Annotated in this window: 22 protein-coding genes; 5 read left to right on the forward strand and 17 right to left on the reverse strand. The window is 34.5% G+C overall.

The window, feature by feature from the left end; translation table 11 throughout:
- Positions 1–321: 321 nt before the first annotated feature.
- Both ACTQ5K_RS16360 and mgtE read right to left on the reverse strand, forming a co-directional pair.
- Entirely contained in the window at positions 322–2172 is a 1851-nt protein-coding gene (locus ACTQ5K_RS16360; RefSeq protein WP_251628607.1) for a monovalent cation:proton antiporter family protein, read from the reverse strand.
- Positions 2173–2193: 21 nt separating this feature from the next.
- Positions 2194–3564, reverse strand: coding sequence for a magnesium transporter (mgtE, locus tag ACTQ5K_RS16365; protein ID WP_031540159.1), 1371 nt, complete (start codon positions 3562–3564; stop codon positions 2194–2196).
- 652 nt (positions 3565–4216) lie between these two features.
- Here mgtE and prpE point away from each other — a divergent pair.
- The gene (gene prpE / locus ACTQ5K_RS16370) at positions 4217–4981 is read left to right on the forward strand and encodes a bis(5'-nucleosyl)-tetraphosphatase PrpE (protein ID WP_235251661.1); all 765 of its coding nucleotides are present in this window, start codon (positions 4217–4219) and stop codon (positions 4979–4981) included.
- A gap of 37 nt (positions 4982–5018) precedes the next feature.
- On the opposite strand, the gene ACTQ5K_RS16375 is transcribed toward prpE, so the two are convergent.
- From ACTQ5K_RS16375 to ACTQ5K_RS16390, 4 genes are all read right to left on the reverse strand, one after another.
- Positions 5019–5915, reverse strand: a complete 897-nt coding sequence (locus tag ACTQ5K_RS16375; RefSeq protein ID WP_031540161.1) for an RluA family pseudouridine synthase — start codon at positions 5913–5915, stop codon at positions 5019–5021.
- A gap of 21 nt (positions 5916–5936) precedes the next feature.
- Positions 5937–6731, reverse strand: coding sequence for an NAD kinase (locus tag ACTQ5K_RS16380; RefSeq protein WP_031540163.1), 795 nt, complete (start codon positions 6729–6731; stop codon positions 5937–5939).
- Between the two features lie 80 nt (positions 6732–6811).
- Complete coding sequence (locus ACTQ5K_RS16385) at positions 6812–7444, reverse strand: GTP pyrophosphokinase (protein ID WP_031540164.1); 633 nt, start codon at positions 7442–7444, stop codon at positions 6812–6814.
- 155 nt (positions 7445–7599) lie between these two features.
- Entirely contained in the window at positions 7600–7968 is a 369-nt protein-coding gene (locus ACTQ5K_RS16390) for a hypothetical protein (RefSeq protein ID WP_235251662.1), read from the reverse strand.
- Between the two features lie 506 nt (positions 7969–8474).
- Here ACTQ5K_RS16390 and ACTQ5K_RS16395 point away from each other — a divergent pair.
- The 4 genes from ACTQ5K_RS16395 (at position 8475) to ACTQ5K_RS16410 (ending at position 11423) form a co-directional block, all read left to right on the forward strand.
- Positions 8475–9062 carry a CYTH domain-containing protein gene (locus ACTQ5K_RS16395; protein ID WP_349204101.1) on the forward strand — a complete coding sequence of 196 codons (588 nt, stop codon included), beginning with the start codon at positions 8475–8477 and terminating at the stop codon, positions 9060–9062.
- Between the two features lie 346 nt (positions 9063–9408).
- Positions 9409–10038: a lytic transglycosylase domain-containing protein gene (locus ACTQ5K_RS16400; RefSeq protein WP_031539986.1), complete on the forward strand. Its 630-nt coding sequence runs from the start codon at positions 9409–9411 to the stop codon at positions 10036–10038.
- Between the two features lie 105 nt (positions 10039–10143).
- The gene (locus tag ACTQ5K_RS16405) at positions 10144–10551 is read left to right on the forward strand and encodes a globin domain-containing protein (protein WP_031539984.1); all 408 of its coding nucleotides are present in this window, start codon (positions 10144–10146) and stop codon (positions 10549–10551) included.
- Positions 10551–11423: a ClpXP adapter SpxH family protein gene (locus ACTQ5K_RS16410; protein WP_031539983.1), complete on the forward strand. Its 873-nt coding sequence runs from the start codon at positions 10551–10553 to the stop codon at positions 11421–11423. Before ACTQ5K_RS16405 ends, ACTQ5K_RS16410 begins: the two co-directional genes overlap by 1 nt.
- Positions 11424–11903: 480 nt before the next feature.
- Here ACTQ5K_RS16410 and ACTQ5K_RS16415 read toward each other — a convergent pair whose 3' ends face one another.
- From ACTQ5K_RS16415 to ACTQ5K_RS16465, 11 genes are all read right to left on the reverse strand, one after another.
- Positions 11904–12353 carry a DUF305 domain-containing protein gene (locus tag ACTQ5K_RS16415; protein ID WP_349204102.1) on the reverse strand — a complete coding sequence of 150 codons (450 nt, stop codon included), beginning with the start codon at positions 12351–12353 and terminating at the stop codon, positions 11904–11906.
- A gap of 436 nt (positions 12354–12789) precedes the next feature.
- Entirely contained in the window at positions 12790–14613 is a 1824-nt protein-coding gene (gene pepF, locus ACTQ5K_RS16420; RefSeq protein WP_031539978.1) for an oligoendopeptidase F, read from the reverse strand.
- Between the two features lie 165 nt (positions 14614–14778).
- A complete protein-coding gene (locus tag ACTQ5K_RS16425) occupies positions 14779–15963 on the reverse strand; it encodes a competence protein CoiA (RefSeq protein WP_284561064.1) in 1185 nt (394 codons plus the stop codon).
- 147 nt (positions 15964–16110) lie between these two features.
- The gene (cls, locus tag ACTQ5K_RS16430; RefSeq protein ID WP_031539975.1) at positions 16111–17628 is read right to left on the reverse strand and encodes a cardiolipin synthase; all 1518 of its coding nucleotides are present in this window, start codon (positions 17626–17628) and stop codon (positions 16111–16113) included.
- Between the two features lie 338 nt (positions 17629–17966).
- A complete protein-coding gene (mecA, locus tag ACTQ5K_RS16435) occupies positions 17967–18629 on the reverse strand; it encodes an adaptor protein MecA (protein WP_031539974.1) in 663 nt (220 codons plus the stop codon).
- 557 nt (positions 18630–19186) lie between these two features.
- Entirely contained in the window at positions 19187–19582 is a 396-nt protein-coding gene (gene spxA, locus ACTQ5K_RS16440) for a transcriptional regulator SpxA (protein ID WP_031538220.1), read from the reverse strand.
- A 517-nt stretch (positions 19583–20099) separates the two neighbouring features.
- Complete coding sequence (locus ACTQ5K_RS16445; protein WP_031538219.1) at positions 20100–20675, reverse strand: GNAT family N-acetyltransferase; 576 nt, start codon at positions 20673–20675, stop codon at positions 20100–20102.
- Between the two features lie 3 nt (positions 20676–20678).
- On the reverse strand, positions 20679–21902 hold the full coding sequence (locus ACTQ5K_RS16450) for a putative glycoside hydrolase (RefSeq protein ID WP_035416518.1): 1224 nt from the start codon (positions 21900–21902) through the stop codon (positions 20679–20681).
- Positions 21903–22069: 167 nt separating this feature from the next.
- A complete protein-coding gene (locus ACTQ5K_RS16455; RefSeq protein ID WP_031538217.1) occupies positions 22070–23005 on the reverse strand; it encodes an ABC transporter ATP-binding protein in 936 nt (311 codons plus the stop codon).
- Entirely contained in the window at positions 23006–24073 is a 1068-nt protein-coding gene (locus ACTQ5K_RS16460) for an ABC transporter ATP-binding protein (protein ID WP_031538216.1), read from the reverse strand.
- 12 nt (positions 24074–24085) lie between these two features.
- Positions 24086–25003, reverse strand: coding sequence for an ABC transporter permease (locus ACTQ5K_RS16465; RefSeq protein WP_031538215.1), 918 nt, complete (start codon positions 25001–25003; stop codon positions 24086–24088).

The raw sequence follows: 25003 nt of genomic DNA on the forward strand, positions 1-25003 counted from the left end.
TTTTACTAAAAAGGGCTTAGAGACGTTTTCTCTGTTACCCTTTCGTCCTTCTTTTTGCTAAAAAGGGCTTAGAGACGCTTTCTCTGTTACCCTTTCGTCCTTCTTTTTGCTAAAAAGGGCTTAGAGGCGCTTTCTCTGTTACCCTTTTGTCCTTCTTTTTACTAAAAAGGGCTTAGAGGCGCTTTCTCTGTTACCCTTTTGTCCTTCTTTTTGCTGAAATGGGCACTGACACCGTCGTCTTTCCTTTACCTTTCAAGCCTTTCTCATACTGCAAAAATTATTAAATAATTTACCCGCCTATAATAACCTAACGATACTTAATTAAAATTTAAATTCCAACTGTCTCTTTAATTCTGTTACATATTCATGTGATCCAGTTACAAGTAGATGGTCATTAAGTTGTAACTCTGTATCTCCATGAGGGATGACAAAATCAGATCCTCTAAAGATTCGGACGAAAATGACATCTCCAGTAAACGGGAATGATCTCAAAGACATTCCTTCAAATTCTTTGTTTCTTAATATTATTTCATGTAGGGATGTCTCTGTATTTCCAAGTAGTGCAAATATATTTGGAGACTGAATTAATGCAGTTAATAATGCTTTCGTAGATGTCAACATAGAAAATACTTCTATATCTTCTCTGCGTAATTCCTCCTCCATCTCCATATTTTCCACACGACAAATCACTCGATCTACCCCTGCTCTTTTAATCAAGAGACTCATTTCAGCATTTAAGAAGGAATCTCCTGTCGAAATCACAACTATATCTGCTGAGCAAATATCTGTTTGTCGTAGAATCTCCTCTGAATAATTGTTCAATTCAATGATTTCAAATAAAGAGTCTGCAATTTGAAAATCTTGCTTTTCTTGTTTTTTATGATAGAAAGTTACATCATAAAGAGATGATTTCAACTCTTGGTAAACTTGCATAGTAACTTGATTTACTCCAATAATAGAAACATTTATCACTTTTTCTTGTGCTACATCTTTCGGGAACATTTTCTTGAACAAAATCGGCGAAATAATGCAAGATATAATGGCAACCAAAATAAAGATTCCACTCATTTGAGGTGTTATTATATTTAAACGTTCTCCAATTGTAGATGCAGCTATAACGAGTGACAAAGTAGATGTTAATAAAAATCCAGAAGCCACAATCGTTTTTGTATCATACCATTTTTTTAAATAGTAGACTGGTAACAGCTTACTTACTAATAAAGCCATTAATAGTAAAGGAATAAATAATAATAGTTTAGGATATGTAAATAACGACCAGATATCCATTTCAACACCAATCATCACAAAGAAAATAGGTATTAAAAATCCATAACCAAATGAATCTAACTGGTGAACCAATTCTTCATTTGGTGATAATAGGGACACAAGTACTCCTGCTAAGAAAGCACCTAAAATATGTTCTGCTCCAACAGATTCTGATAAAGCGACAAGAAAGATGATTAGTGCAAATACTGCTCTTGTGCCTATTTGTACTGTTCCTCTAGAAAGAGTGTCCATAAATTTATTATTTTTTATTTTTCTACCAACAAAGTAAAGAATTAAACCTGCTATAAAAAGAATTAATAATAGCCAAGTATTCCCTCCTGTTTCATGAATAGAAGCAAATACAGCAAGTAAAATCATTGTGACTAAATCAGCAATTACTGCTACAAGCAAAATAATTTGCCCAATAACGGACTTCATGATGTTTGCTTCTTTTAAAGTTGGAACTACTACTCCTAAAGAAATAGTTGCGATAATAATGGTCATTAAGAATGCACTATCAACAAATCCAGCTAGTACAAATAAGAAACTTAATCCGATTGATAGAAGGAGAATTGCCACAAAAATAATCATTGCCGTCTGAAATGATTTAGGCTCTAATTTCCCATTAGGCAATGTCTCTCTTTTTTTTCTACTTGAAAAAGCAGAAAAATCTATCTCTAAACCACTTAAAAACATTAAAAAGATAAACCCTAAAGTCGATAGAGTTTCTAGCCACATATCTTGCTCTACAAGGTTAAACCCACTTTTCCCGATAATTAAACCCATCAGAATTTCTGCCACAACTACGGGAATAATATTCAATTTTAGTCGTTGCAAAATAATTGGTGTTAATAGAGCCACCGTAACTACGATAACTAGTGATGCGAAAGAAGCACCGTGTTCCATCGCTATCCCTCCTTTTTTCCTCTAATTCGTTAAATAACTCATAAACATAGTTGCCATACCAAAATAAATCAAAATACTAATAATGTCATTAATTGTTGTAATAAATGGACCTGAGGCCACAGCTGGGTCTATATTAAATTTGTGCATAATAAGAGGGATGATTGCACCAGCAATCGTTGCTACTATCAGTGTTCCAAGGATTGAAACTCCAACTAGAATTCCGAGAAATAAATCACCCTTCCATACATACACCACAATCGTAACCAGTATGCCACATATCGTTCCAGTAATGAGCCCAGTCCCTGCTTCTCTTACAATTAGCTTCCAGCTATTTTCCTTGCCAATATCTCCTGTGGCTATCCCACGTACAGCAACTGCCAAAGCTTGCGTTCCTGTATTCCCAGCCATTCCGGCAATCAGTGGAATAAATACAGCAAGGATTGCTACTTGATTGAGTGTTTCTTCAAATCGACCAATAAGGCTTGCAGTAAACATGCCAAGAAATAATAAAATAATTAGCCATGGGAGCCTTTTTTTTGCTGCAGAGAAAGGATGCTGGTCAACAAAATCCATATTGGAAACCGCAGCAAATTTTGAATAATCCTCTGAAGCTTCCTCTTGCATAACATCGACAATATCATCAATTGTAATAATCCCAAGCAATCTTTTTTGAAAATCAATAACAGGTAAGGCTAAAAAGTCATAGTCTTGCATTTTTCTAGCTACTTCTTCCTGATCCTCACTTACAGAGACAGAATAGATTCTGTCATTCATAATATCTTTGATAAGCGTTTGATTCCCACTAACAATTAAACTTCGTAAAGAAACCACGCCAACTAATTGTTTTTGGTCATTAACTACATAAATATAATAAATAGTTTCTGCATTGGGTGCCTCTCTTTTTAAAATATTCATAGCAGTCTCTACCGTTTGTTCTGCAGATAAACTTATATAGTCTACTGTCATAATACTTCCAGCAGTCGACTCTTCATAATGCATAAGTGCTTTAATGCTCGTTGCAGTTGGTTGCTCCATTATTGCCAAATAGCTTTCTACTTGCTCTTTTTCTAATACATTTAATATATCTACAGCATCATCTACAGACATATTTGCTAAAGTGTCTGCTACATAATCAGGGATAAGTTTAGCAAAAATCTCTTGATATTCCCAATCATCCATTTCTAAGTTCTCAAACATTTCTGCGATTTCACTTGGAGCTAAGTATTCAAAAACTTTGGTTCTCTCTTCTATCTCCATTTCCTTAAAAAATGAAGCTTGGTCATAAGGATGTAATTCAAGGAAATTTTTACGAAATTCCTGTAAGTTTTCATTTTGTAAAGAATGGAGAATTACATTACGCTGTGCTTCATTCGTTAAATTTTTCTCTGACACTTGTCTTCCTCCTCTCTTTTAAAATTGACTATTTTTCTTTGTCAAAGCAATAAGCTTTTAAAAAGGCTGTTTAAGTTTGTAACTGCAATTTAATCATAATTGTTGGTGGCCGACTTTTAAATTTGGGTATTTCATTTGTTTTCCGAGGCGACAGCTTGCTTTCCATGGGGCGAGCGCCGAGCCGCTTCGTTACTACGTTCCTGCTGCAGGGTCTCGGACTTTCTCGCAGCTCCCATAGGAGTCGAGCTGTCGCCTCTCCAAACCAACTTAATATTCGCTTTCAAATAAATAAACCCTTAATTAATTTGGAGAAACTATACTTTTTCAGTGCCCTCGTTATGCTCATGCAGAATCTTAATAGCGTCTCTCTCGATAATCCCACTGGAGTCTACGTATATTACGGCTACTCTATTTTTCCAACTTATTCTTTTTTCCTATTGAAAAAACAACAATCTTTTAGAAAACTGCCTTTAAAAATCAGCCTAAAAATTTCAATATGATTTTTATAGTAACAAAAGATTAACGATTTGTCTTTTATTTAGACATGACACTTTTATTCTTTTATCTTTCCCCAAAAGCAGAAACAATTAACAAAATGCTCTCTAAAGCAATTGGGTATAGTAAAAAAGAGAATAAAGGAGAGAGGGATTTTATGAAGCTTGATATCATTGGAGATATTCATGGGTGCTATGAGGAGTTTAAACTTTTAACAGAGAAATTAGGTTATAGATGGGATCAGAATTATCCACAGCATCCAGCAGGGAGAAAACTAGCGTTTGTTGGAGATTTAACAGATCGCGGCCCTGCTTCCTTAGCTGTAATAGAAACTGTTTATTTATTACTCAAAAAGGATTTGGCTTATTACGTACCTGGAAACCATTGCGATAAATTGTATCGTTTTTTCTTAGGACGAAATGTGAAAATTGCCCATGGTCTAGAAACAACCGTAGAAGAATGGAAGCAATTAAATAAAAGAGAACAGGAAAGAATAAGAAAAATGTTTAAAGAATTATATGAGAATGCACCATTATATCATGTGCTTGACAATCAAAAGCTTGTTATTGCTCATGCTGGCATTCGGGAGGATTACATTGGCCAATATCATAATAAAGTAAAAACATTCGTACTGTATGGGGATATCACAGGCGAGGTACATGGAGACGGTTCACCTGTAAGAAGAGATTGGGCTAAATATTATAAAGGAAAATCCATCATTGTTTATGGTCATACACCAGTAAGCAATGTAAGAGAAATCCATCGTACCTATAACATTGATACAGGCGCAGTATTTGGAGGAAAATTAACAGCACTAAAATATCCAGAACTAACTAGCGAATCTGTCCCATCCAGTATGCCTTTTTTTGCAGAGAAATTCCGTACTTTTGATGAAGAGGTAGTAGGAAACAAGGATAGGTGAGTGAATTAATAAAGAGTTAGAGATCTGTCTTCGATCCTTAACTCTTTGTCATTTTTTGCTTCAACCTTTTCATATCGTCCGGGAGATCAATTGTAAAAGTCATTGTTTGTTTTGAAACTGGATGTGTAAATTTAATAAAAAAACAATGTAATGCTTGCCGATCAATATCGATTCTTTTCCCACCATATAAGTCATCCCCATGAAGTGGGTGTCCTTTATAAGAAAGATGTACTCGTATTTGATGAGTTCTTCCTGTCTCAAGTGTTAATTCTACTATAGAATAATCTACATCCTGTGATAAGACTTGATAATGGGTAATGGCTGTTTGCCCATCTTCTCGAACTTCTCTTTTAATTATACTGTCTTGGCACCTGCCAATTGGCTCATTAATTATATCACGTAAGGGAGAAATTTCCCCTTCTGCAATAGCGATATATTTTCTTTTTACATCTCCAGTTTTTTGTTGCTCACTCAGTAAATGATGAATATGGCGATGCTTCGCAATAAGTACTAATCCTGATGTATCTCGATCTAAGCGTGTAACAATATGAGTTGTTGCTTCAATGCCCTGCTTTTTATAGTAATCAACTAAGGCATTTGCCAAACTGCCTGTAGGATGCTCTCTTGAAGGGATCGTATTCATCCTAGCATTTTTTTGCACGATAAGAATATACTCATCCTCAAAGATTATGTTTAAAGGAATGGATTCTGGTGTTAATCCACTACTAGGCAACTCAGGCGGAAAGAGAACAACTAAATGATCATCCCTTTTTAAAAAATAGCGAACGTTTTCTTCTTGATCGTTTACCAGGATTTTTCCACCTTTAAACTTTATATCTGTTAAAGCTGCCTTTGAGATACATTGTGTTTTCAAAAATTCTTTAATGGTAATGCCTGCTTCATGCTGTATAACCCACTCTAACAAAAAGCTCAAACTATCGCTCCTGTCTATTTCTTATTCAGAAATGAAAGAATCATGTACTCGTTTCCAAAATGGGAACGAACGAAATCTTGCAAACCGTACTTTTTCTTCTGCTACACGATATTGAATCGAATGTACTTTTTTATGTAATAGATTCAAATGATCAATCGAAATTTGAAAATTCGGTTCATTAACTGGCTTTAAAACACATGTATGATGTTTTGGTAAAATCAATGGGGAGCCAACCGTTCTAAAAACACGATTATTAATGGACGCCATTTCTGCCAGCTGAATGGCTTCAATGGAAGGATGTACAATTGCCCCACCTAATGCTTTGTTATAGGCAGTACTTCCAGAAGGTGTTGAGACACAAAGACCATCTCCTCTAAACCGCTCGAAATGCTTACCGCTCATTTCCACATCCATGACAAAGGTTCCTTCTATACTTTTCACCGTTGATTCATTTAATGCTAAGTATCTCGTTTCCTTCTCTTCGTTCTGATATCGTACAACCACTTCCAATATTGGATATTCAATGATGTTATAAGGCGTTTTCGCTATCGCAATCACTAGTTTTTCCAATTCAGCTGGAGTCCAATCTGCGTAGAATCCTAAATGACCTGTATGCATACCAACAAATGCTGTTTTGTCTAAACGATTGCTGTAGCGATGAAATGCATAAAGAAGTGTTCCATCTCCCCCTACAGAGATAACAATATCTGGCTCTTCTTCATCATATTGAAGTTCAAAATCAAGTAAGTATTGTTTGATTATTTGCACTAAGTTTTCGGATTTTGAATCACCCTTTGAGGTTACGGCAAATTTCATTGTTTAGTAGCTCCTCTTCTCAGTTTAGAAATGCAGAATATATATTTTTATTTCTATTGTTTTAACTTAAGAAAAAAATACTAACTATTCTTGTCATTTTCTTTTTTTCGATTAAAGAAAGCTTGTGCTTCTTGAATTTCTCCACGGATTAAGGACATTTCTTTATCTAAACGAAAGGCTGCTTCTGCAGCTCCCTGCAACCTCATTTTAATATCTTCGGGAAATTGGCCCTTATATTTATAATTCAGTGAATGTTCAATCGTCGCCCAAAAGTTCATCGCAAGGGTACGAATTTGGATCTCAACTAGGAGCTTCTTTTCCCCAGTAATGGTTTGTACTGGATAGACAATTACCACATGATAGGATCGATAGCCGCTTTCTTTACTATGTAATATGTAATCTCTTTCTTCTACAATTTCAAAATCATTTCTTTGTCTTAATAGTTCAACTACTCTTATAATATCGTCAACAAATGGACACATCATACGAAGTCCTGCAATATCTTGCATTTCCGTTTCTAATTTGTCTAAAGGAATTCCTTTTTCATTCGCCTTATCTAATATACTTGCAATCGGCTTTACGCGCCCTGTTACAAATTCGATTGGAGAATGCTCCTCTTCATGATCAAATTGTCGTCGCATTCCTTTTAGTTTAACCTTTAATTCATCCACTGCCTGTTTGTAGGGAGCCAAAAATTGATCCCACTGTTTCATATATAACACCTCATTTCCAAGGTTTCTTTTTGAGACGAGGTATTTCACTTATAGAAAATCTGTTAATTTATTCTTGTTCTCTATACAGGAAGGCTAGCACCTAATTTATCCCATTCACTGTGCCGTTGTACCTGCAAAAAACTAATCAACAAATTTTATTGGAAAACGGAAGAAACCGCTTTTTCCATTTCCTCTCCATAATTTCCATTTCCTCGAATATTTTCAATTAAATATTCCAATTCCTCTTTAAAATTCTCAAGCAATAATTCCCCATTTAAAGCCTTAATAAAGAATGCATTATTTGCTTCTAATGCCACTTTACAATCCTTCCACACCATTTCTGGAATTTCTAGATAAACATATTCATTTTCTTTTTCAAGTAAATATATAAACGCAAGAGAATCAGAGTCAACCAGCATTTGACCACTTGCCATTGTATTCTCTAAATTCGCATTCTCCTGCAATTGAAATACCAGTTCATTTTCTCTTACAATACTCTCTGTAATCTTCCATTTTTGTTTCATCATTCACCCTCCAACTATGCATTATTTTACCACAACCAAAAGAAATATCATAGAAAAGCGCAGGGTTCCCGTTTAGGGGCGTGTGGGATGGAGCGACCTTTCCTGAGATAAAGGAAACACGGTGAACGTTAGTGAGCCGATGTTGACTTATCGTAGGGAACGGGCGCGAAGCCCATCTGCCCCTGGGTGCCTGGAGCTAGACAAATAGAAAAGCGCAAGGTACCCGTTTAGGGGCGTGTGGGATGGAGCGACCTTTCCTGAGATAAAGGAAACACGGTGAGCGACAGTGAGCCGATGTTGACTTATCGTAGGGAACGGACGCGAAGCCCATCTGCCCCTGGGTGCCTGGAGCTAGACAAATAGAAAAGCACAGCTGCCTAGGTAGCTGTTTATTTAACACAAAAGGAATAAAAAATGGAACGGAAACAAAATGGAAGTTGACAATAGCTTGTTTTCTAATCTCACCTTATAATAGTAGAAAAGATTACATTAGAAAGGATTTATTTATGTCGCAAACTCAAAACATTGAAATTGAATTTAAAAACATGTTAACAAAGAAAGAGTATGAATTGCTTCTTACTCACTTTCACATTCAAGAAGGCGATTTATTTGAGCAAGAAAATCATTATTTTGATACAAGCGATTTTGCTTTAAAGGCTAACCATTCTGCATTAAGAATTCGCAAAAAGAATGACGGGTATGAATTAACATTAAAACAGCCTCATCCAGATGGACTTCTTGAAACAAATAAAGTTCTTTCCAAAGAAGAAAGCGAAGCAATTTTTGCAACTGGGAAAATAAACGATGAGAAAATTTCTCGTCTATTGGTAGAAATGAACATCGAGCCTGCTTCCATTTTATATTTTGGAAGCCTCCGAACTATTAGAGCAGAAAAAACAATTGGAAATGGTTTACTAGTTTTAGATCATAGTTTTTATTTAAAAAAAGAAGATTATGAGTTAGAATATGAAGTAAGTAATCGGGAAGAAGGAGAAATATATTTCACAGAACTATTATCCAGCTTAAACATTCCCGTTAGAAAAACGAAAAATAAAGTACGCAGATTTTATGAAGAAAAATACAAACAAAAATAAATTTTAGTTTATTAATACACCATTTAATGGACCTTCATATATGGTTCCATTGCGTTTTTTAAGATTGTATCTTGAAAATTTTGCTTATAATTAGTTGGCAAAATGGAACAGCCTGAATACACGTAGACTCTATGGAAGTGGCTCGGCGCCTTCCCCATGGAGAGCGAAGTGTATTCAGGCTGCGTGTAATAACAGCAGACTTCAAGAAAACATTTTTTTAGACTAAAACAGAAAATGGTCGTGCTTATCGTTAACGGCAATACTTATGTCCCAACCATCTTCGTTTTGTTAAACGAAATTTTGCATGACTGTATAAAAGTCCTTATTTTAACAACGGAGGAAAGCAATGAAAATTGATCAATTTAAAGTAATGCTTGAACTCCAAGCTTTACAAGGATTAAATTCTATGAACACTACAAATAGTAGTGCATCCACCCTTTTCCAAGACTTTCTGAGTAGTATGTTGTCATCCGAATCAACTTTAACAAATTCTATTGAAAACAATACTCTAGGAACTTCTTCCCTACCTGTAGGAGTGACTAGTAATGTTTCCCTTCTACCAATGAACTTAACAAAGCTTTCTTCTTCATCGTCATCTGCCACCGATTACGATGAAATGATTAAAGTAGCTGCGGATAAATATAATCTACCTGAAAAATTAATAAGCTCCGTTATTAAAGTGGAATCTAACTTCAATCCAAACGCTACGAGCTATGCAGGAGCATCTGGATTAATGCAACTAATGCCTAGTACTGCAAAATCATTAGGTGTACAAAATGTATTTAACCCAATAGATAATATCATGGGCGGAAGTAAGTATTTAAAGCAAATGTTAGACAAATATAACGGAGATGTTGAACTTGCTTTAGCTGCATATAATGCAGGGCCTGCTAATGTTGATAAGTATGGTGGTATTCCACCGTTCAAAGAAACCCAGAATTACGTAAACAAAGTCACACAGCAATATATGGCATAATTTCTATCTCGATCTATTTACAAGCTATTTATTTGTACAATGAAATGTGGATTGTTACAATATAATAAAGTAATGTTATAAAAGAACGAAAAAGGAGTTTTAAATATGGTCGAGAAAATGTCGACACCTTATGATCAAATCGGTGAAGCCACATTAAATAAACTTGTAGATATATTCTACAATCATGTTGGTCAACATCCTGACCTAGCTCCTATCTTCCCAAAGGATTTAACAGAAACAGCTCGTAAACAAAAACAATTTCTTACACAATTTTTAGGTGGTCCTTCCCTTTATTCAAATGAACATGGTCATCCTATGCTTAGAGCGAGACATCTACCTTTTCCCATAACAGAAAAGAGAGCACAAGCATGGTTAGCTTGCATGGATCAGGCCATGGAAGAAGTAGAACTAGATAGCGAACTGCGTGATGGGATTTTTTCAAGACTCGTGCTGACAGCAAAACATATGATCAATTCGGAGGAAATCGAAACTAAAAAAGGTGATAACACGTGATGGAAAAAGACTTCTCTATATCCAAGCCGAAAACAGCTGATGATAATTGCCAAGAAAGTAAACCACTTGAAATCTATATGTTTATCGATCCACTCTGTCCTGAATGCTGGGCACTTGAACCTATTATGAAAAAACTACAAATTGAGTATGGACGATATTTCTCCCTTAAACATGTATTAAGTGGTAGATTATCTTCTTTAAATTGTAGTAAGAAAAGCAAGCATGCAAACATTGCTGAATTTTGGGAAAAAACAGCTAGTCGTTCTGGAATGTCATGTGATGGTTCCTTATGGTTTGATAATCCTATTATTTCGCCACATTTACCTTCCATTGCGCTAAAGGCGGCAGAATTGCAAGGCCGGAAATCGGGAATGAAATTCTTACGAAAATTACAAGAGCTTTTATTTTTGGAGAAAAAAAATATTGCCACATTTGATGTACTTAAATCTTGTGCCAAGAGCGTGGGAATAGATGTAATTGAGTTTGTAGCTGATATCCATTCACATAGTGCAGCGAAGGCATTTCAATGTGATTTAAAAATCACAAGAGAAATGGAAGTAAATGAAATTCCGACATTAGTCTTCTTTAATGAAAATATTGAAGAAGAAGGAATTAAAGTCACAGGTTATTATCCTTATGAGATATATGTTCAAATCATCGAAGAAATGCTGCAAATTCAACCAGAAAAAGCAGCGCCACCACCACTCGAAAACTTTTTAGAGTGTTTTAAACTTGTTGCGTCCAAGGAATTATCTGTTGTTTATAATAAATCGATACAAGAAGTGGAAAAAGAAATGAAGAAATTGCAATTACAACAACTAGTAGAACAAATACCTGCTAAATACGGGGTGTTTTGGAAATATATCGGTTAGTAAATAAGGGATATGGCATATCTACAACAGATGCCATGTCTATTTTTTTATTTTGCTTCAAAATAGGAAAGATAAAAAGGAATCCTAAAAAAATAAAAAAGGACTTGCTGTCTCAAGGCAAGGCCTTTTTTATTTTTTTACGAACAAAGGGGATGGGAGAAATTTTTCACGGTCAAACAAAGGGGTATAAGTTTGTATGTGATTAACTTCACAACTATATACTATCATAGGTCAATCAATTTTCGCAATACACTCGATACTTTGTTCACAAAAGCGTCAAAATTAAAGACGTTTTTGTAAAGATTATCGCCATTTCCCGTCCGCCCTTTCTGAGAATACAACTCCTCCACGTTTCCTGAAAAAGGATAGAAATGAAAAATCCATTAGGAAAAGAGGGACTAGATTCTTTTATGCTCCAGTATCTCCTACAATATCTTAGCTTAATAACTCTATTTGCAGGAATCTATACTTCTTAATTTATTATTCATCTTTTAAATCTTTCATTAATTTTTTCATTTCATTAATTTCTTCTATTTGCTTACTTATAATTTCATCAGCAAGACTTCGGACTCTTGGATCAGTTATTTGAGCACGCTCACTCGTTAAAATGGCAATGGAATGATGGGGAATCATTGCTTCCATATAATCCACATCGTCAACAAGTGTTTGGCTCCTCAACAAGTATAGGGAAAGAAAAAAGACAACTACACTTCCAATCGCAATCATTATATTTACTTTCCGATTTTTTAACATTTTAACCATAAATACTAGCATAATCAGCGCCATTGTCGCTCCCATCAACAAAGCCATATACGCTCTTGTTTCACTAAAAAAAATATGGTCCATTTTATAAGTACTCAAGTATTTAAATAGAAACATGACAATTGTTGAGGTTAAAACCATTCCAAAAAACTTTACATATGGCTTCATAAAAAAACTCCCTTTCTATTAATTTTTAGAATTAACCCCCTCCGATTCTCAAACATCCCTTCTTAGAGATTTCTCTTCCCTAACTACAATTAAACAAAACCTCCTCCAAATAATATGGAGTATTTCATATCATAGAATCCCTTATAACCTAAAATCCATTTATTACCAATAGAAGTATAATCAGATTTTGCTTTAGTCAACTATTCCTTAGCTTTTTGATGACTTTATAGAATATCACGGTCTGCCAATTTTATTACATTAAATATTAAACTAAACCTTTTGAAACATAGATAGTCCTAAAATTCACATGCCCTATCCCTTTGTTCTAAGTAATTTTTTATCTATTAATCAATGATTTTCTAGAAAACAAAATAAATAAACAAAAAAACGAGTAAAAGAGCTGTCTCTCCTACCCGTTTTTCCATCCTACAGACTATTATAGTTCATTCAATAAGCTTTCCATTTCATTTAATTTTTCTTCAAATACCTTACAAGCCTCTTCAATTGGTGTTTTGCTTGTCATATCTACCCCAGCTTTTTTAAGAACCTCAATGGGATAATCGGAGCTTCCAGCCTTGAGAAAATCGATATATCGCTCAACAGCAGGCTTTCCTTCCTCCAAAATTTGTTTACTTAAGGCCGTTGCAGCACTATAGCCAGTCGCATATTGATACACATAGAAATTATAATAGAAATGCGGTATTCTTGACCATTCTAATCCAATTTCCTCATCAATTACGATGTCTTCTTCACCAAAATACTTCTGATTTAATGCGTAGTACTCTTTTGTCAATAAATCAGCAGTTAATGGCTCATTATTACTTGCCTTTTCATGAATTAGTTGTTCAAATTCAGCAAACATCGTTTGACGGAATACTGTACCTCTGAATCCTTCTAGGAAATAATTAAGCAAGTATAAACGTTTTTGCTTATCCGTAATCGTTTTAAGCAAATAATCATTTAACAAGGATTCATTACAAGTAGAAGCAACTTCAGCGACAAAGATGGAATAGTTCCCATATGGATATGGTTGTGATTTTCTTGTATAGTAGCTATGCACAGAATGGCCAAATTCATGAGCTAATGTAAATAAATTATTCACATTATCCTGCCAGTTCATTAAAATATATGGATTTGTTCCGTATGCGCCTGAAGAATAGGCCCCACTTCTCTTCCCTTTATTCTCATGGACATCCACCCAGCGATTTTCAAAGCCTTCTTTTAAGATTGAAGCATATTCTTCTCCTAGAGGTGCCAAACCTTTCACTACTAATTCCTTCGCTTCATCATAAGGTATTTCCATCTTTACATCCTTTACTAACGGTGTATAAAGATCATACATATGAAGCTTTTCTACTCCAAGAACCTTTTTGCGAAGCTTCACATAGCGATGCAATAATGGTAAATTTTTATTTATCGTTTCGACTAAATTTTCATACACTTGTTCAGGAATATTATTCGCAGCCAGTGCAGCATGCCTTGGTGAGCTATAATTTCTTATCTTTGCATTGAATGTATGATTTTTTACTTCTCCACTTAAAGTGGAAGCAAACGTATTTTTAAATTTTCCATAGGTGTCATAAACGGCCATAAAAGCATCATGACGTACTCGCTCATCTGCGCTCTCTAAAAAACGTGAATAACGGCCATGAGTAACCTCTACTTCTTCTCCATTCTCATCTTTAATGGTTGGGAATTCTAAATCAGCGTTATTAAGCATTCCAAATGTATTGCTTGAAGAATCCAATACTTCTGATGCTTGTGCTAACAATGCTTCCTGTTCTGCACTTAATACATGTGGACGTTGCAAGTTAACTTCTTCTAACGCCTTTTTATATAGCTGTAATTCTGCTTTTTCTTCTAAAAAAGCATTGATTACTTTTTCATCAATAGACAATAATTCTGGAACCATATATGCAAGAGCACTTGCAGCTTGGGCATATAAGCTTTTAATACGGCCATCTACCCCTTGATAGTAACTGTTCGTTGTATCTTGGTCATACCGCATATGTGCATATGTATATAATTTTCCGAGCCTTGATAAAAGCTCGTCTTGATACTGCAAAGCTTCATAAAGAACATCTGCGCTATCTGCCAGCTTGCCTTGATATTCTGTTGCCTTTTGTGATAAATTCTTTACTTCTTCAAATTCTTTATCCCATTCTTCATCAGTCGCAAAAATATCCTCTAATTTCCAAGTGTCCTCAACTGGAATTTCATTGCGTAATGGTAATTTCTTAACACTTGTTTCTGTTGACATACTAAATCCTCCACTCTTATCCTTCGTAATTCGAAAATAAACCATAGTACATAGTTCTCTTTTTATAAACTAATTCCTTCTTTATTGTAACAAAATTCCGGTTTAATTCCGATTATAAGCATTTGACCAATACTATTATCATATGTAATTTCTCCTTTTTCATTATCATTTATTGCTTATCATCATATTTTTTAATCGCTGATAAAACAGTACTTCTTCTTGTGTTTGTCTCTCATAATTATTTATTTTTTTCTGATGAAGAAGTCGAAAGAAATTGGGTTTTACTTCTTCCAAAACTTGGATACTCACAAGCATTTGTAAATAATGCTTAACGACGGTTTTCCATTCTATGTTTTCTAGAAAAGGAAACTCTCTTATTTTAATATGTCCTGCCTTTATTCTTTTTTGAAAAAAATCATAAACTTTTTGAAGTGGATAAATTTTCTTTTCATCATTAAGACAAAAGCTATCGAGAAAAATATATGCTTGCCAGAATAGTGGTGGTGTTTCAAAGAGGAAACCTTCTTTCACAGGGATTCCGATAAAGGGTGGTAAAAAATGAGGATGTAATTCACCGGCATAGAGTTCTTTTAAAAAATGATCATTCGTCTTAGTAGGATAATGTAAATCTTTTGTTTTTTGGCGGTTTAGTAGCTCACGCCAATAGGAATAATGGATATTCATGCTTGGAATTTTCGGGAGACTTTTCTCTAATTTCACTAAGGGATAGGAAGAAGTAGAGATAAAAGTTTGAGAGACGGAGATTGGAATGGGATTGTGAAGCAAATAAAAGACCTTATTAAATGGGCAATATATTGGTAGAAGATACTGGCTCTGATAGAAAGTGAGAAATTGAAAAATAAAAGCAGTAAGTTTCAATTTGATTGGATTCCATTTTTTTATTTGATTAAAGCCAATAATCCATATGGGCTGAATATTTATTTTTCGATAGCCATCTGTACGCTTTTTTACTAATTGAGGAGAAATGACAGCACACTGAAATTCAATTACATACTTTTTATGATGCAAGATAAAGCTGATATCTCCCCGTTGCTTTATTTCTGGATAATATGGTTCCAATTCTGGCTGAAGATTTACTTGAAGTAATTTTTGATATAATTGAAGCTTCCCTTGCAAATGGTAGGAAGACTCAGCCTCTCCGTTACCTGAACAGCAGTCTTTCCTTTCATGGGCAAAATGAGTAATCTTTTTTGTCCCCATCTTCAAAATGACACGTCCTTTACATTCTGGACAATATGTCGGAATATTTTTCCATGCTTTTAGTTCTTCCTTGTCTCTCATAGTAAATAAATTAATAATGCTTCCTTTTTCGGTCATGGCAGTAAACAAATACAAATCCCTCCCTTTGATTTCTTTCCTATACTTATTCTTTTTTGTCCTTCCGAATCCTTCAAGAATATTAATTTTCATGTAAAAAATGCAAAAAAAAACTATCTTTGTCCAAGAAAGATAGTTTTCCCTGTTGCAAGGCTTGCTTTATAACAATGGCGACAATAATCTAGAAGTGGATTCAAGCATCCTATACCCATAATGCCTTTTATTAAAGCTCGCCACTTCTAATTCAAGTGAGTGTTTGATGTCTTCCTTATAATCTTTTACTAGTTTTTCTATACTCCTTGTTTTATATAAAAAAGCACTTACTTCAAAATTTAAATGAAAGCTCCTCATATCCATATTACAAGTCCCAATGGAGGCAATTTCTCCATCCACAATAATAATTTTGCTATGCATAAATCCTCGATTGTATTCAAAAATCCTTACGCCTGACTCTAATAATTCTGGAAAATAGGAACGAGAAGCATGGAAAACGATTCGTTTATCTGGTTTACTAGGTACAAGTATGCGAACATCCACTCCACTTAGAGATGCTATTTTAATTGCAGAAAAAATGTCCTCATCTGGAATAAAATATGGAGTGGCAATCCAAATCGATACTTTCGCAGTCGTAATCATACTGAAAAATATACTTTTAATAACACTCCATTCATTGTCAGGACCACCGGCTATTAATTGTACTCCACCATGTGAATTTTCCTCAGAAACAGGTGTTAAGTATTCCTCTGTTAAAAAACTATGACTAGTCATGTAGAACCAATCTTGGAGAAAAATTAATTGCAAAGATCTTACTGCATTACCTTTCACAAGTAAATGAGTGTCTCTCCAATATCCAATTGAAGGATTTCTCCCTAAATACTCATCCCCAATATTCAGCCCACCAACAAAGCCCACATTTCCATCCACAATAATAATTTTACGATGATTTCTAAAATTAAATTTGCTATTAAAAAAAGGCATTTTAACAGGCCCAAATGCAATTACTTCAATGCCAGCCTCTTTCATTTCTAGGCAAAACCTTTTAGAAAGCTTCCAAGATCCAACTGCATCATATAAAAATCTAACTTGTACCCCAGCCATTGCTTTTTCAACTAATATGTCCTTAATCTGAGAACCGATTGCATCATCTCTTACTATATAATATTCCATGTGAATATGGTGTTTCGCTCGCTTCAGTTCATCTAAAATAGTAGAAAATGTTTCCTCACCATCTGTTAACACCTGTGTTGAGGTACCAAAGGAGATTGGACTATTTCCAAGCTTCTCAGCTAGGTGAAATAAATTGCGTTGATGTCCGTCTAGAATCTTTCTTTTCTCTTCTGATTTAGAACCAATATCTTGCTCAATCTTAAGAAATGCTTCTTTATCCAAAAAGTATTTTTTTCGATAAACTCTTTCCTTCTGATAGTTCCTGCCAAAGAATAAATAAAAGACAAAACCAATAATCGGAAAACTTCCTAAAACAATTAACCATGTTAGTGTTTGTGTTGGGTGTCTATTTTCAAAAAATATAACAAATCCAATAAAAATCACTGATAAACTTATTACTAAACTTAACTGCCCGTAAATTCCTCCCCGAATAGAAAAAAATAAATTAAACACATAAACAAAAAGAGCTGCAACAACAAAAAATAATCCTAACCTAGCAGTATGATTCATAGCAAACACCGCCATTCTCCCATTTACTTACATTAAGCTTAGCTCTATTCATTATTATTCCCTTATATTTACCCACAATGTCAATTTAATACTCGCTTTAAAAGCTGCTAAATTGCTCTTTTGAAAAGAACATTTATGAACGCAAGACTACTTGAAAAATGAAGCTTACTTTCTAGTTTTTAAAGGTGTCTATATCTATTCAAAAGGAATGACAATTATACATGCCTTCGCCGAGTTTCTTTAGCCTAAATACAAAAAAACTCCACAATGCAAGGCACTAACCGAACATTGTGGAGTTTCTTCTTCACTTCGAAATATTATTGTTGTATCCCTATTATTTAATGAAAGTATTTTCTTAACTCCATAAATACTTCGTTCTCAATAATTATTTTTCCGTATTCTTGGAGAACATGAATTGTCATTTTGGAATCTTCTTGAGCATATTCTAATAAAATGCTTAATGCATTTTCTACTTCCTCTTCTGGTATTTCTTCGTCAAGGAACTGTACAAATAAGTAGTATTTATCATTATAGGTATAAAGTTTGGTATCAATTCCTTCTAGTCCCTGTAGTTTGGATAAGGAGATGATGTCCTCAAAATCTTTAAATGTTAGTATAAATTCAAGACTGTCATCGTATTCTTCTTCCCCATCTTTAATGGTAAAGTGTTGATCCATCAAGTCTTCAAATCTTTCATCTACTGGTAAATCCTTCAACTTATCCTCAGGGATAGAAATTTCAAACTTCTGTCCATCTTTTGAAAGCTGTGCTTTTGTAACGAGAATTTCCAACCCTTTTTCTAATGCCTGAACCTGAATCCATAATGGTCCATCAAACATGAAGTCTTCTTCTTGATGCACTTCATCCATCATTTCCCAAAATAGTTCTTCACTACGTTCCCGATTATACCAAATCTCCTCACGCTTAAAACCACGTTCTTCTATATCAATATACGAAATATAAAACTTTACTGTATGATCATTAATTCTTTCAATTTCCATACGCTAACACTCCCTTCAGACTATGATGGAAGGGACAAGAGACCCCCATACAGATTTGTTTTATTCCTTACAATAAATCGTTCTGAAATAAAAATTTATATTTTCCTTGTATTGTACCTTGTACCTTGTACCTTGTACCTTATATTTTATGACAAAAGCTGTATAAATGGAATTAAAATATCTTGGGATCGAAAAAAACCATTAAATACCCATTCAAAAAACATTCACAATTCTCAATTTTCTAAAATAAGCACAGCTTCATTCAGCCTCAGGTTTTATTTCTTTTTAATACCTTATTCCTGTTTCGTTATATTTAGTAGTATTACCTCATAGAAATTATTTCAAACTAAAAAGAAAAAGCAAATAACTATCCGTTTTATCCAAACATATTGATTTTCAGTTTAAGCTAATCATTGAAACTTTTACAAAGCATTCGTTCGTCGCTTCTCTTCCTATTAATAGGATTGAGCCTATTTCCCAAATAAAAAATAAAAATCTGACCAAAGGATGATAAAATCACATCCTATAAAGTCAGATCTTTTTATACTTGCTTATAATTAGTTAACTAATCGTTGAGCTTCTCTTAATTGGAAAGTACGAACTTTTCTTGGTAAGAATCGACGAATTTCATCTTCGTTATACCCAACCTGCAGCCTTTTTTCATCAATTATAATTGGGCGTCTTAATAGCCCTGGATTATTTTGAATAATGCCAAATAAATCTTGTAGCGGCATTGTTTCTAAATTCACATTTAGTTTTTGAAAAGTTTTGCTTCTTGTTGAAATAATCTCATCGGTTCCATCTTCTGTCATGCGAAGAATTTCTTTTATCTCGTCAATTGAAAGAGGCTCTGAGAAAATATTTCTTTCTTTATAAGCAATTTCATGTTCCTCTAACCATGCTTTTGCTTTTCTGCAGGATGTACAACTTGGTGAAGTGTATAATGTTACCATTTTACAAATTCACGCTCCCTTTATTTAGACATGTAATTAACTACATTCATTATAATTATAAATAACTTGAATTCTTTTTTCGAAAATTCTTAAATTATAATTAATTCAATCAAGTAATTTATATTAATTATTATACACTAATTATTTGCTTTATGGTATATGTTTTGAAAAAATTATCCACAAGTATGATTTTTTTCTGTTTATAAGCTTCTATTCTTTGCAATGTTTGTTGGTGTTCTCCTCCTTTATGTAAGAAAAACTCGTTATACTTGTACGAATTCCTCTCTTATTTTGTTGCTTATCATTATAGACGTTTGAAAACAAAAAAAGTTTCAAAAATTTACGGTATCTGTTAGGATATTTGTTTTAAAAATGACCTTATTTTTTAATACCCCTTATTTCTTTTCATTAAACCTATTTCTATTCTCAATTAAAATGTTTTAATGAAAATACGACCTTTACAGATCGTTCATCCTCAACCTATCTTCCTCAAGGGGATTTTATCTTTGCAAGCTAATTAAATTTCGTCAAAAATGTTTTTTTGTTCTTCCTCATCGTTCAATTGCACTACTTTTTCAACTGGTTCATAAGCTTCCCCGTAAAAATGGACATCCTTATATGTATGAATTTTATTATATGTCTTTACCAATGCCTGATAAACGACATCTTCTCCTTCATTATTTGGAGCCCAATAGAGAATTTCCATCGCATTTACTTCTCTAGTTGCTAATGACAACCGTCTATAACCAATCGTTTTTGCATGTTTAAATCCTTCACGCTGATAAAATTTCAATCTCTTTTTTGTATCACTATCCTTATAATTTATAGGTTCCACTTCTAATATAATTGGTTTCCCCTTCTTTTTTAGCTTCTCAACTAATTGATGTCCAAGACCTTGCCCTCTGGCTTCATTAGAAACAAATAAATAATCTATAAAAATAAAGTCCTCCGCTTCCACATACATCAACACATGATATTTGTCTTCATCCTTATGATAATACTCTGGAAAATCCTTAAGCAAAGCTTCCATATGTTCTTGCGATTTCATTTCTTCAACAGGAAAATATTCATTAAGTTTATCGTACCAATGCATTTATTAATCTCCTTTTTCTTCTTTGTTATTCGGTATATAGTTAACATTTTTTGTATAATTATTTCCAGCATTCCATAATAAAAACTCAGAAACCCCTTGATCATTTAAGGCTTGTATCTGCTTTTGAATCTCCTCTTGTCCATATACTTGATAATTATCTTTACCAAGCCATGTCGCTGTGAAGTCTTGGAGCCATGGTCTTGAAATTGGCGGTTTGTCAAGTTGATTTAACTTTTGCTTTTCGACTTTTATATACTCGCTCACAAGTTCATAAGGATGGAGGTCTGGTTTTTCAATGCCAAAATAGGAAGACCAATGGCTTGGATAAATCATCGATGAAATAACATCAACATGTTTACTTATTTTTGAAAAGTTTTGCCCAATACCTGGTGCTTGATCTAAGGTTGCTGTGTATCCAAATATATCAACAGAAACCTTTACATCATATGGTTCGAGTTTTCCTTTCGCATATTCAACAAAATCTGTAACAGCTTCTACTCTTTTTTCCCCTTCTGTTACATTTAATTTCTCATAATCACCCTTCGTATAGGTTAATTTATCTGCCTTATTTTCAAATCCTTCTGGAAAACGAACATAATCAAACTGTATCTCTTGGAAGCCCATTTTCGCCGCTTCCAATGCTAGATTGACATTATATTCCCAGACCTTTTTTTCAAAGGGGTTCACAAAAGCTTCTCCCCTTCCATTTGTCCAAACCTTTTCCCCTTGAACAAAAGACCATTCTGGTTTTTCCTTTGCCAGCACTGAATCTTTAAAAACAACAATGCGTGCAATCGGATAAATTTTCTCTTTTTCAAGCTGTTCCAATAATGCTTTCATGTTCTTTATAGAATCACTCCCAATTTTCTGATAAGGAGAGCTTTCTTCCGGCATAAAGGTCAAATTTCCATGGTCTTCTTTATAATCAATTACCATTGCATTTAAATCCGTATTTTTTACTAAATTGATTAATTGGTTCCACTTGCTCCCACCAATTGAGTGGGCATTTACATATATACCTCTTACCGCATCTGGGTATGAAAAAGTAAAGGAATTGGTTTTCAATCTTGGTAAAGTAGCTGGCAATTGTTTTATCATAACTTCCATTTGTTTTACTGGTTGTTTAGGAATGACCTTCTCCCCTTTAGCCAAAGCGACATTAGGGAATAATAAAGATATAGTTAACCCGAAGGATATTAGTTTTTTATTCACGGCGATAACTCCCATCTATGTACAGTATCCATTATCCACTATCTTGGTATAAATTATGTATTCCTTTTATTGTAACAACTCAAACAAACTTAGGCTATTACTGTTTTTTCTCTTTTGCCACCGTGCTAGTATAAAAAGGCGACACCTCATTATCTCTGAGATTGTCGCCTTTTTTAAAATCATTATTTAGCTACTTGCGTTTTATATTTCTTATATTCACTTTCAGAGCAATAAACAAAATGACCTGGCTTTACTTCTCGCATTTTAAGTTCTTCCCCATCTTGATATTGATGAATCGCAGGATCATAAACAGTTCTTTTTCTTGTGCGCTCTGTTTCTGGATCTGGAAGAGGAATTGCTGATAGTAAGGACTGTGTATATGGATGAATCGGATTATTATATAGCTCATCTGCTGAAGCAATCTCCACTAATTTTCCAAAATACATTACTCCAATACGGTCACTTATATACTTAACCATCGATAAATCATGGGCAATAAATAAATACGTTAATCCCTTTTCCTTTTGAAGTTTCTTCATCAAATTAACAACTTGGGCTTGAATGGAAACATCTAATGCAGAAATCGGTTCATCAGCTATGATAAAATCAGGATCTACAGCTAAAGCACGAGCAATTCCGATTCTTTGTCGCTGCCCACCTGAGAATTCATGGGGATAACGATTAGCATGCTCCTTATTTAATCCAACTGTATGAAGCAAATCGTATACCTTTTCCATTCTTTCACTTCTGTTCTTCGCTAATCCGTGAATATCAATGCCTTCTGCAATAATATCTGCAACAGTCATTCGTGGATTTAATGAAGCATATGGATCTTGGAAGATCATTTGCATTTTACGATTAAATTTCTTTAAATCTGCTCTTGATTTTCTTCCATGCACGTCTTCTCCATTAAATAGAACTTGACCACCGGTTGCATCGTATAGACGAATGATTGTTCTCCCAGTCGTAGATTTCCCGCAGCCTGATTCTCCTACTAGTCCAAGCGTTTCTCCTTTGAAAATATCAAAGGTTATATCATCCACTGCTTTTACTAAGTTAGGAGTGCCCACATTAAAATATTGCTTAAGATTTTTAATTTCTAATAACTTCTCAGCCACTTATTTCTCCCCCTTTACTAATACTGGTGTTTCAAAGTTAGAGGGTAGCTTTCTCATTCTCTCTTTAACAGAAGCAGGTGGTTCTACTGCTGGTGCATTTGGATGTAAGAGCCATGACTTTACAAAATGTGTTTCTGAAACTTGATATAATGGTGGTTCCTGTTCGAAATCAATAGCTAATGCATATGGATTTCTAGCTGCAAACGCATCTCCAACTGGCGGGTTTGTTAAATCTGGCGGTGTCCCTGGTATTGCTGCAAGCTCATCTTCGTTATCATTATCTAAGCTTGGCATAGACGCAAGAAGTCCCCAAGTATAGGGATGTCTTGGATCATAAAAAATTTCATCTACAGTACCCATCTCTACAATTTGGCCTGCATACATAACAGCTACACGATCTGCCACATTTGCAACAACCCCTAAGTCATGGGTAATGAAAATAATGCTTGTATCCATTTTGTCTTGCAAATCGTTCATTAAGTCTAAAATTTGCGCTTGAATGGTAACATCTAATGCTGTTGTTGGTTCATCGGCAATTAGCAAATGTGGATTGGCAGCTAAAGCAATGGCAATCATCGCACGCTGTCTCATTCCGCCTGAAAATTCATGTGGATATTGGTCCACTCTTTTTTCGGGTTTTGCTATTCCAACTAAGCTTAAAAGTTCTATTGCTTTCTTTTTCGCCTTTTCTTTATTCATTTGCTGATGTTTAATCAGCACTTCCATAATTTGCGTTCCAATTCTCATTGTCGGATTCAAGGATGTCATTGGATCTTGGAAAATCATACTCATTTCTTTTCCACGGATGCTTTCCATCTCTTTATCCGTTTTTTGAACAATATCTTCTCCGTTAAATAAAATTTGTCCGCCTTTAATATGACCTGGAGGCATAGGAATTAATTTCATTAATGTTTGAGAAGTAACACTCTTACCTGATCCGGATTCACCAACAATTGCCAATGTTTCTCCTTTATATAAGTCAAAGGATACTCCACGAACTGCCTGCACTTCTCCTCCATACGTATGGAATGAGACTTGTAAATCCTTTACTTCTAATAATTTTTCCATTTATCTCACTCCTTACTTACGTAGTCTTGGATCAAGAGCATCTCGGATTCCGTCACCTATAACATTAAATGCAAAGATTGTTAAACAAATAAACATTGCCGGGAAGAATAATCGCCATGGGTAATATTGCATCGCTCCGATTCCATCATTAGCCATTGTTCCCCAGCTAGCTAATGGAGGCGTTAACCCTAATCCAAGATAGCTTAAAAACGCTTCTGTAAAAATAGCGTTTGGCACAGTTAGTGTTAATGTTACAAGAATAGGTCCCATTGCATTAGGAATTAAATGCTTGCCCATTATTCTTGATACTCCTGCTCCTAATGTTCTAGAGGCAAGTATATATTCTTGACTCTTTAAAGATAATACTTGTCCTCGGACCATACGAGCCATATTAATCCAACCTGTAATACTCATCGCTAAAATCATCGTCCAAATTCCTTGTCCAAGCACAACCATTAGAAGGATTACAAGTAATAGGTAAGGAATTCCATATAATACGTCTGCTATACGCATCATCACTTCATCAACCTTACCACCTTTATAACCTGCAATTCCGCCCCAGATTACCCCAATCACTAAGTCGATTAATGCAGCAGCAATCCCAATGAAGAGGGATATCTTTGCCCCATACCAAATACGTTCGAACATATCTCGACCCAATTCATCTGTTCCAAAATAATGCTCTGCACTTGGTGGTTGATTTGTTTTTGTTAGATCATTTTCATAGTAATTGTATGGCGTAAGGAATGGTCCAACAAATGCCATGACGATTAAAAGAATTAATAGTACAAGTCCAAATACTGCAAGTTTATTTTTCTTAAAACGAGTAAATACATCTTTCCAAAAAGACAGACTTGCTTTTGAAATCTTCTCTGATTCAACGCTGCTATTTCCTACTATTTCAAATTTATCTTTCGAAATTTCTTGCAT

The organism is Niallia sp. Sow4_A1, assembly GCF_052116745.1.
GTDB classification, from domain to species: domain Bacteria; phylum Bacillota; class Bacilli; order Bacillales; family Cytobacillaceae; genus Niallia; species Niallia hominis.

Coding starts and splice junctions, on each gene's coding strand:
- ACTQ5K_RS16360 (WP_251628607.1), bottom strand. CDS start 2,172: ATGGAACACGGTGCTTCTTTCGCATCACTAGTTATCGTAGTTACGGTG.
- prpE (WP_235251661.1), top strand. CDS start 4,217: ATGAAGCTTGATATCATTGGAGATATTCATGGGTGCTATGAGGAGTTT.
- ACTQ5K_RS16380 (WP_031540163.1), bottom strand. CDS start 6,731: ATGAAATTTGCCGTAACCTCAAAGGGTGATTCAAAATCCGAAAACTTA.
- ACTQ5K_RS16385 (WP_031540164.1), bottom strand. CDS start 7,444: ATGAAACAGTGGGATCAATTTTTGGCTCCCTACAAACAGGCAGTGGAT.
- ACTQ5K_RS16390 (WP_235251662.1), bottom strand. CDS start 7,968: ATGAAACAAAAATGGAAGATTACAGAGAGTATTGTAAGAGAAAATGAA.
- ACTQ5K_RS16395 (WP_349204101.1), top strand. CDS start 8,475: ATGTCGCAAACTCAAAACATTGAAATTGAATTTAAAAACATGTTAACA.
- ACTQ5K_RS16400 (WP_031539986.1), top strand. CDS start 9,409: ATGAAAATTGATCAATTTAAAGTAATGCTTGAACTCCAAGCTTTACAA.
- ACTQ5K_RS16405 (WP_031539984.1), top strand. CDS start 10,144: ATGGTCGAGAAAATGTCGACACCTTATGATCAAATCGGTGAAGCCACA.
- ACTQ5K_RS16410 (WP_031539983.1), top strand. CDS start 10,551: ATGGAAAAAGACTTCTCTATATCCAAGCCGAAAACAGCTGATGATAAT.
- ACTQ5K_RS16415 (WP_349204102.1), bottom strand. CDS start 12,353: ATGAAGCCATATGTAAAGTTTTTTGGAATGGTTTTAACCTCAACAATT.
- pepF (WP_031539978.1), bottom strand. CDS start 14,613: ATGTCAACAGAAACAAGTGTTAAGAAATTACCATTACGCAATGAAATT.
- cls (WP_031539975.1), bottom strand. CDS start 17,628: ATGAATCATACTGCTAGGTTAGGATTATTTTTTGTTGTTGCAGCTCTT.
- mecA (WP_031539974.1), bottom strand. CDS start 18,629: ATGGAAATTGAAAGAATTAATGATCATACAGTAAAGTTTTATATTTCG.
- spxA (WP_031538220.1), bottom strand. CDS start 19,582: ATGGTAACATTATACACTTCACCAAGTTGTACATCCTGCAGAAAAGCA.
- ACTQ5K_RS16445 (WP_031538219.1), bottom strand. CDS start 20,675: ATGCATTGGTACGATAAACTTAATGAATATTTTCCTGTTGAAGAAATG.
- ACTQ5K_RS16450 (WP_035416518.1), bottom strand. CDS start 21,902: ATGGGAGTTATCGCCGTGAATAAAAAACTAATATCCTTCGGGTTAACT.
- ACTQ5K_RS16460 (WP_031538216.1), bottom strand. CDS start 24,073: ATGGAAAAATTATTAGAAGTAAAGGATTTACAAGTCTCATTCCATACG.
- ACTQ5K_RS16465 (WP_031538215.1), bottom strand. CDS start 25,003: ATGCAAGAAATTTCGAAAGATAAATTTGAAATAGTAGGAAATAGCAGC.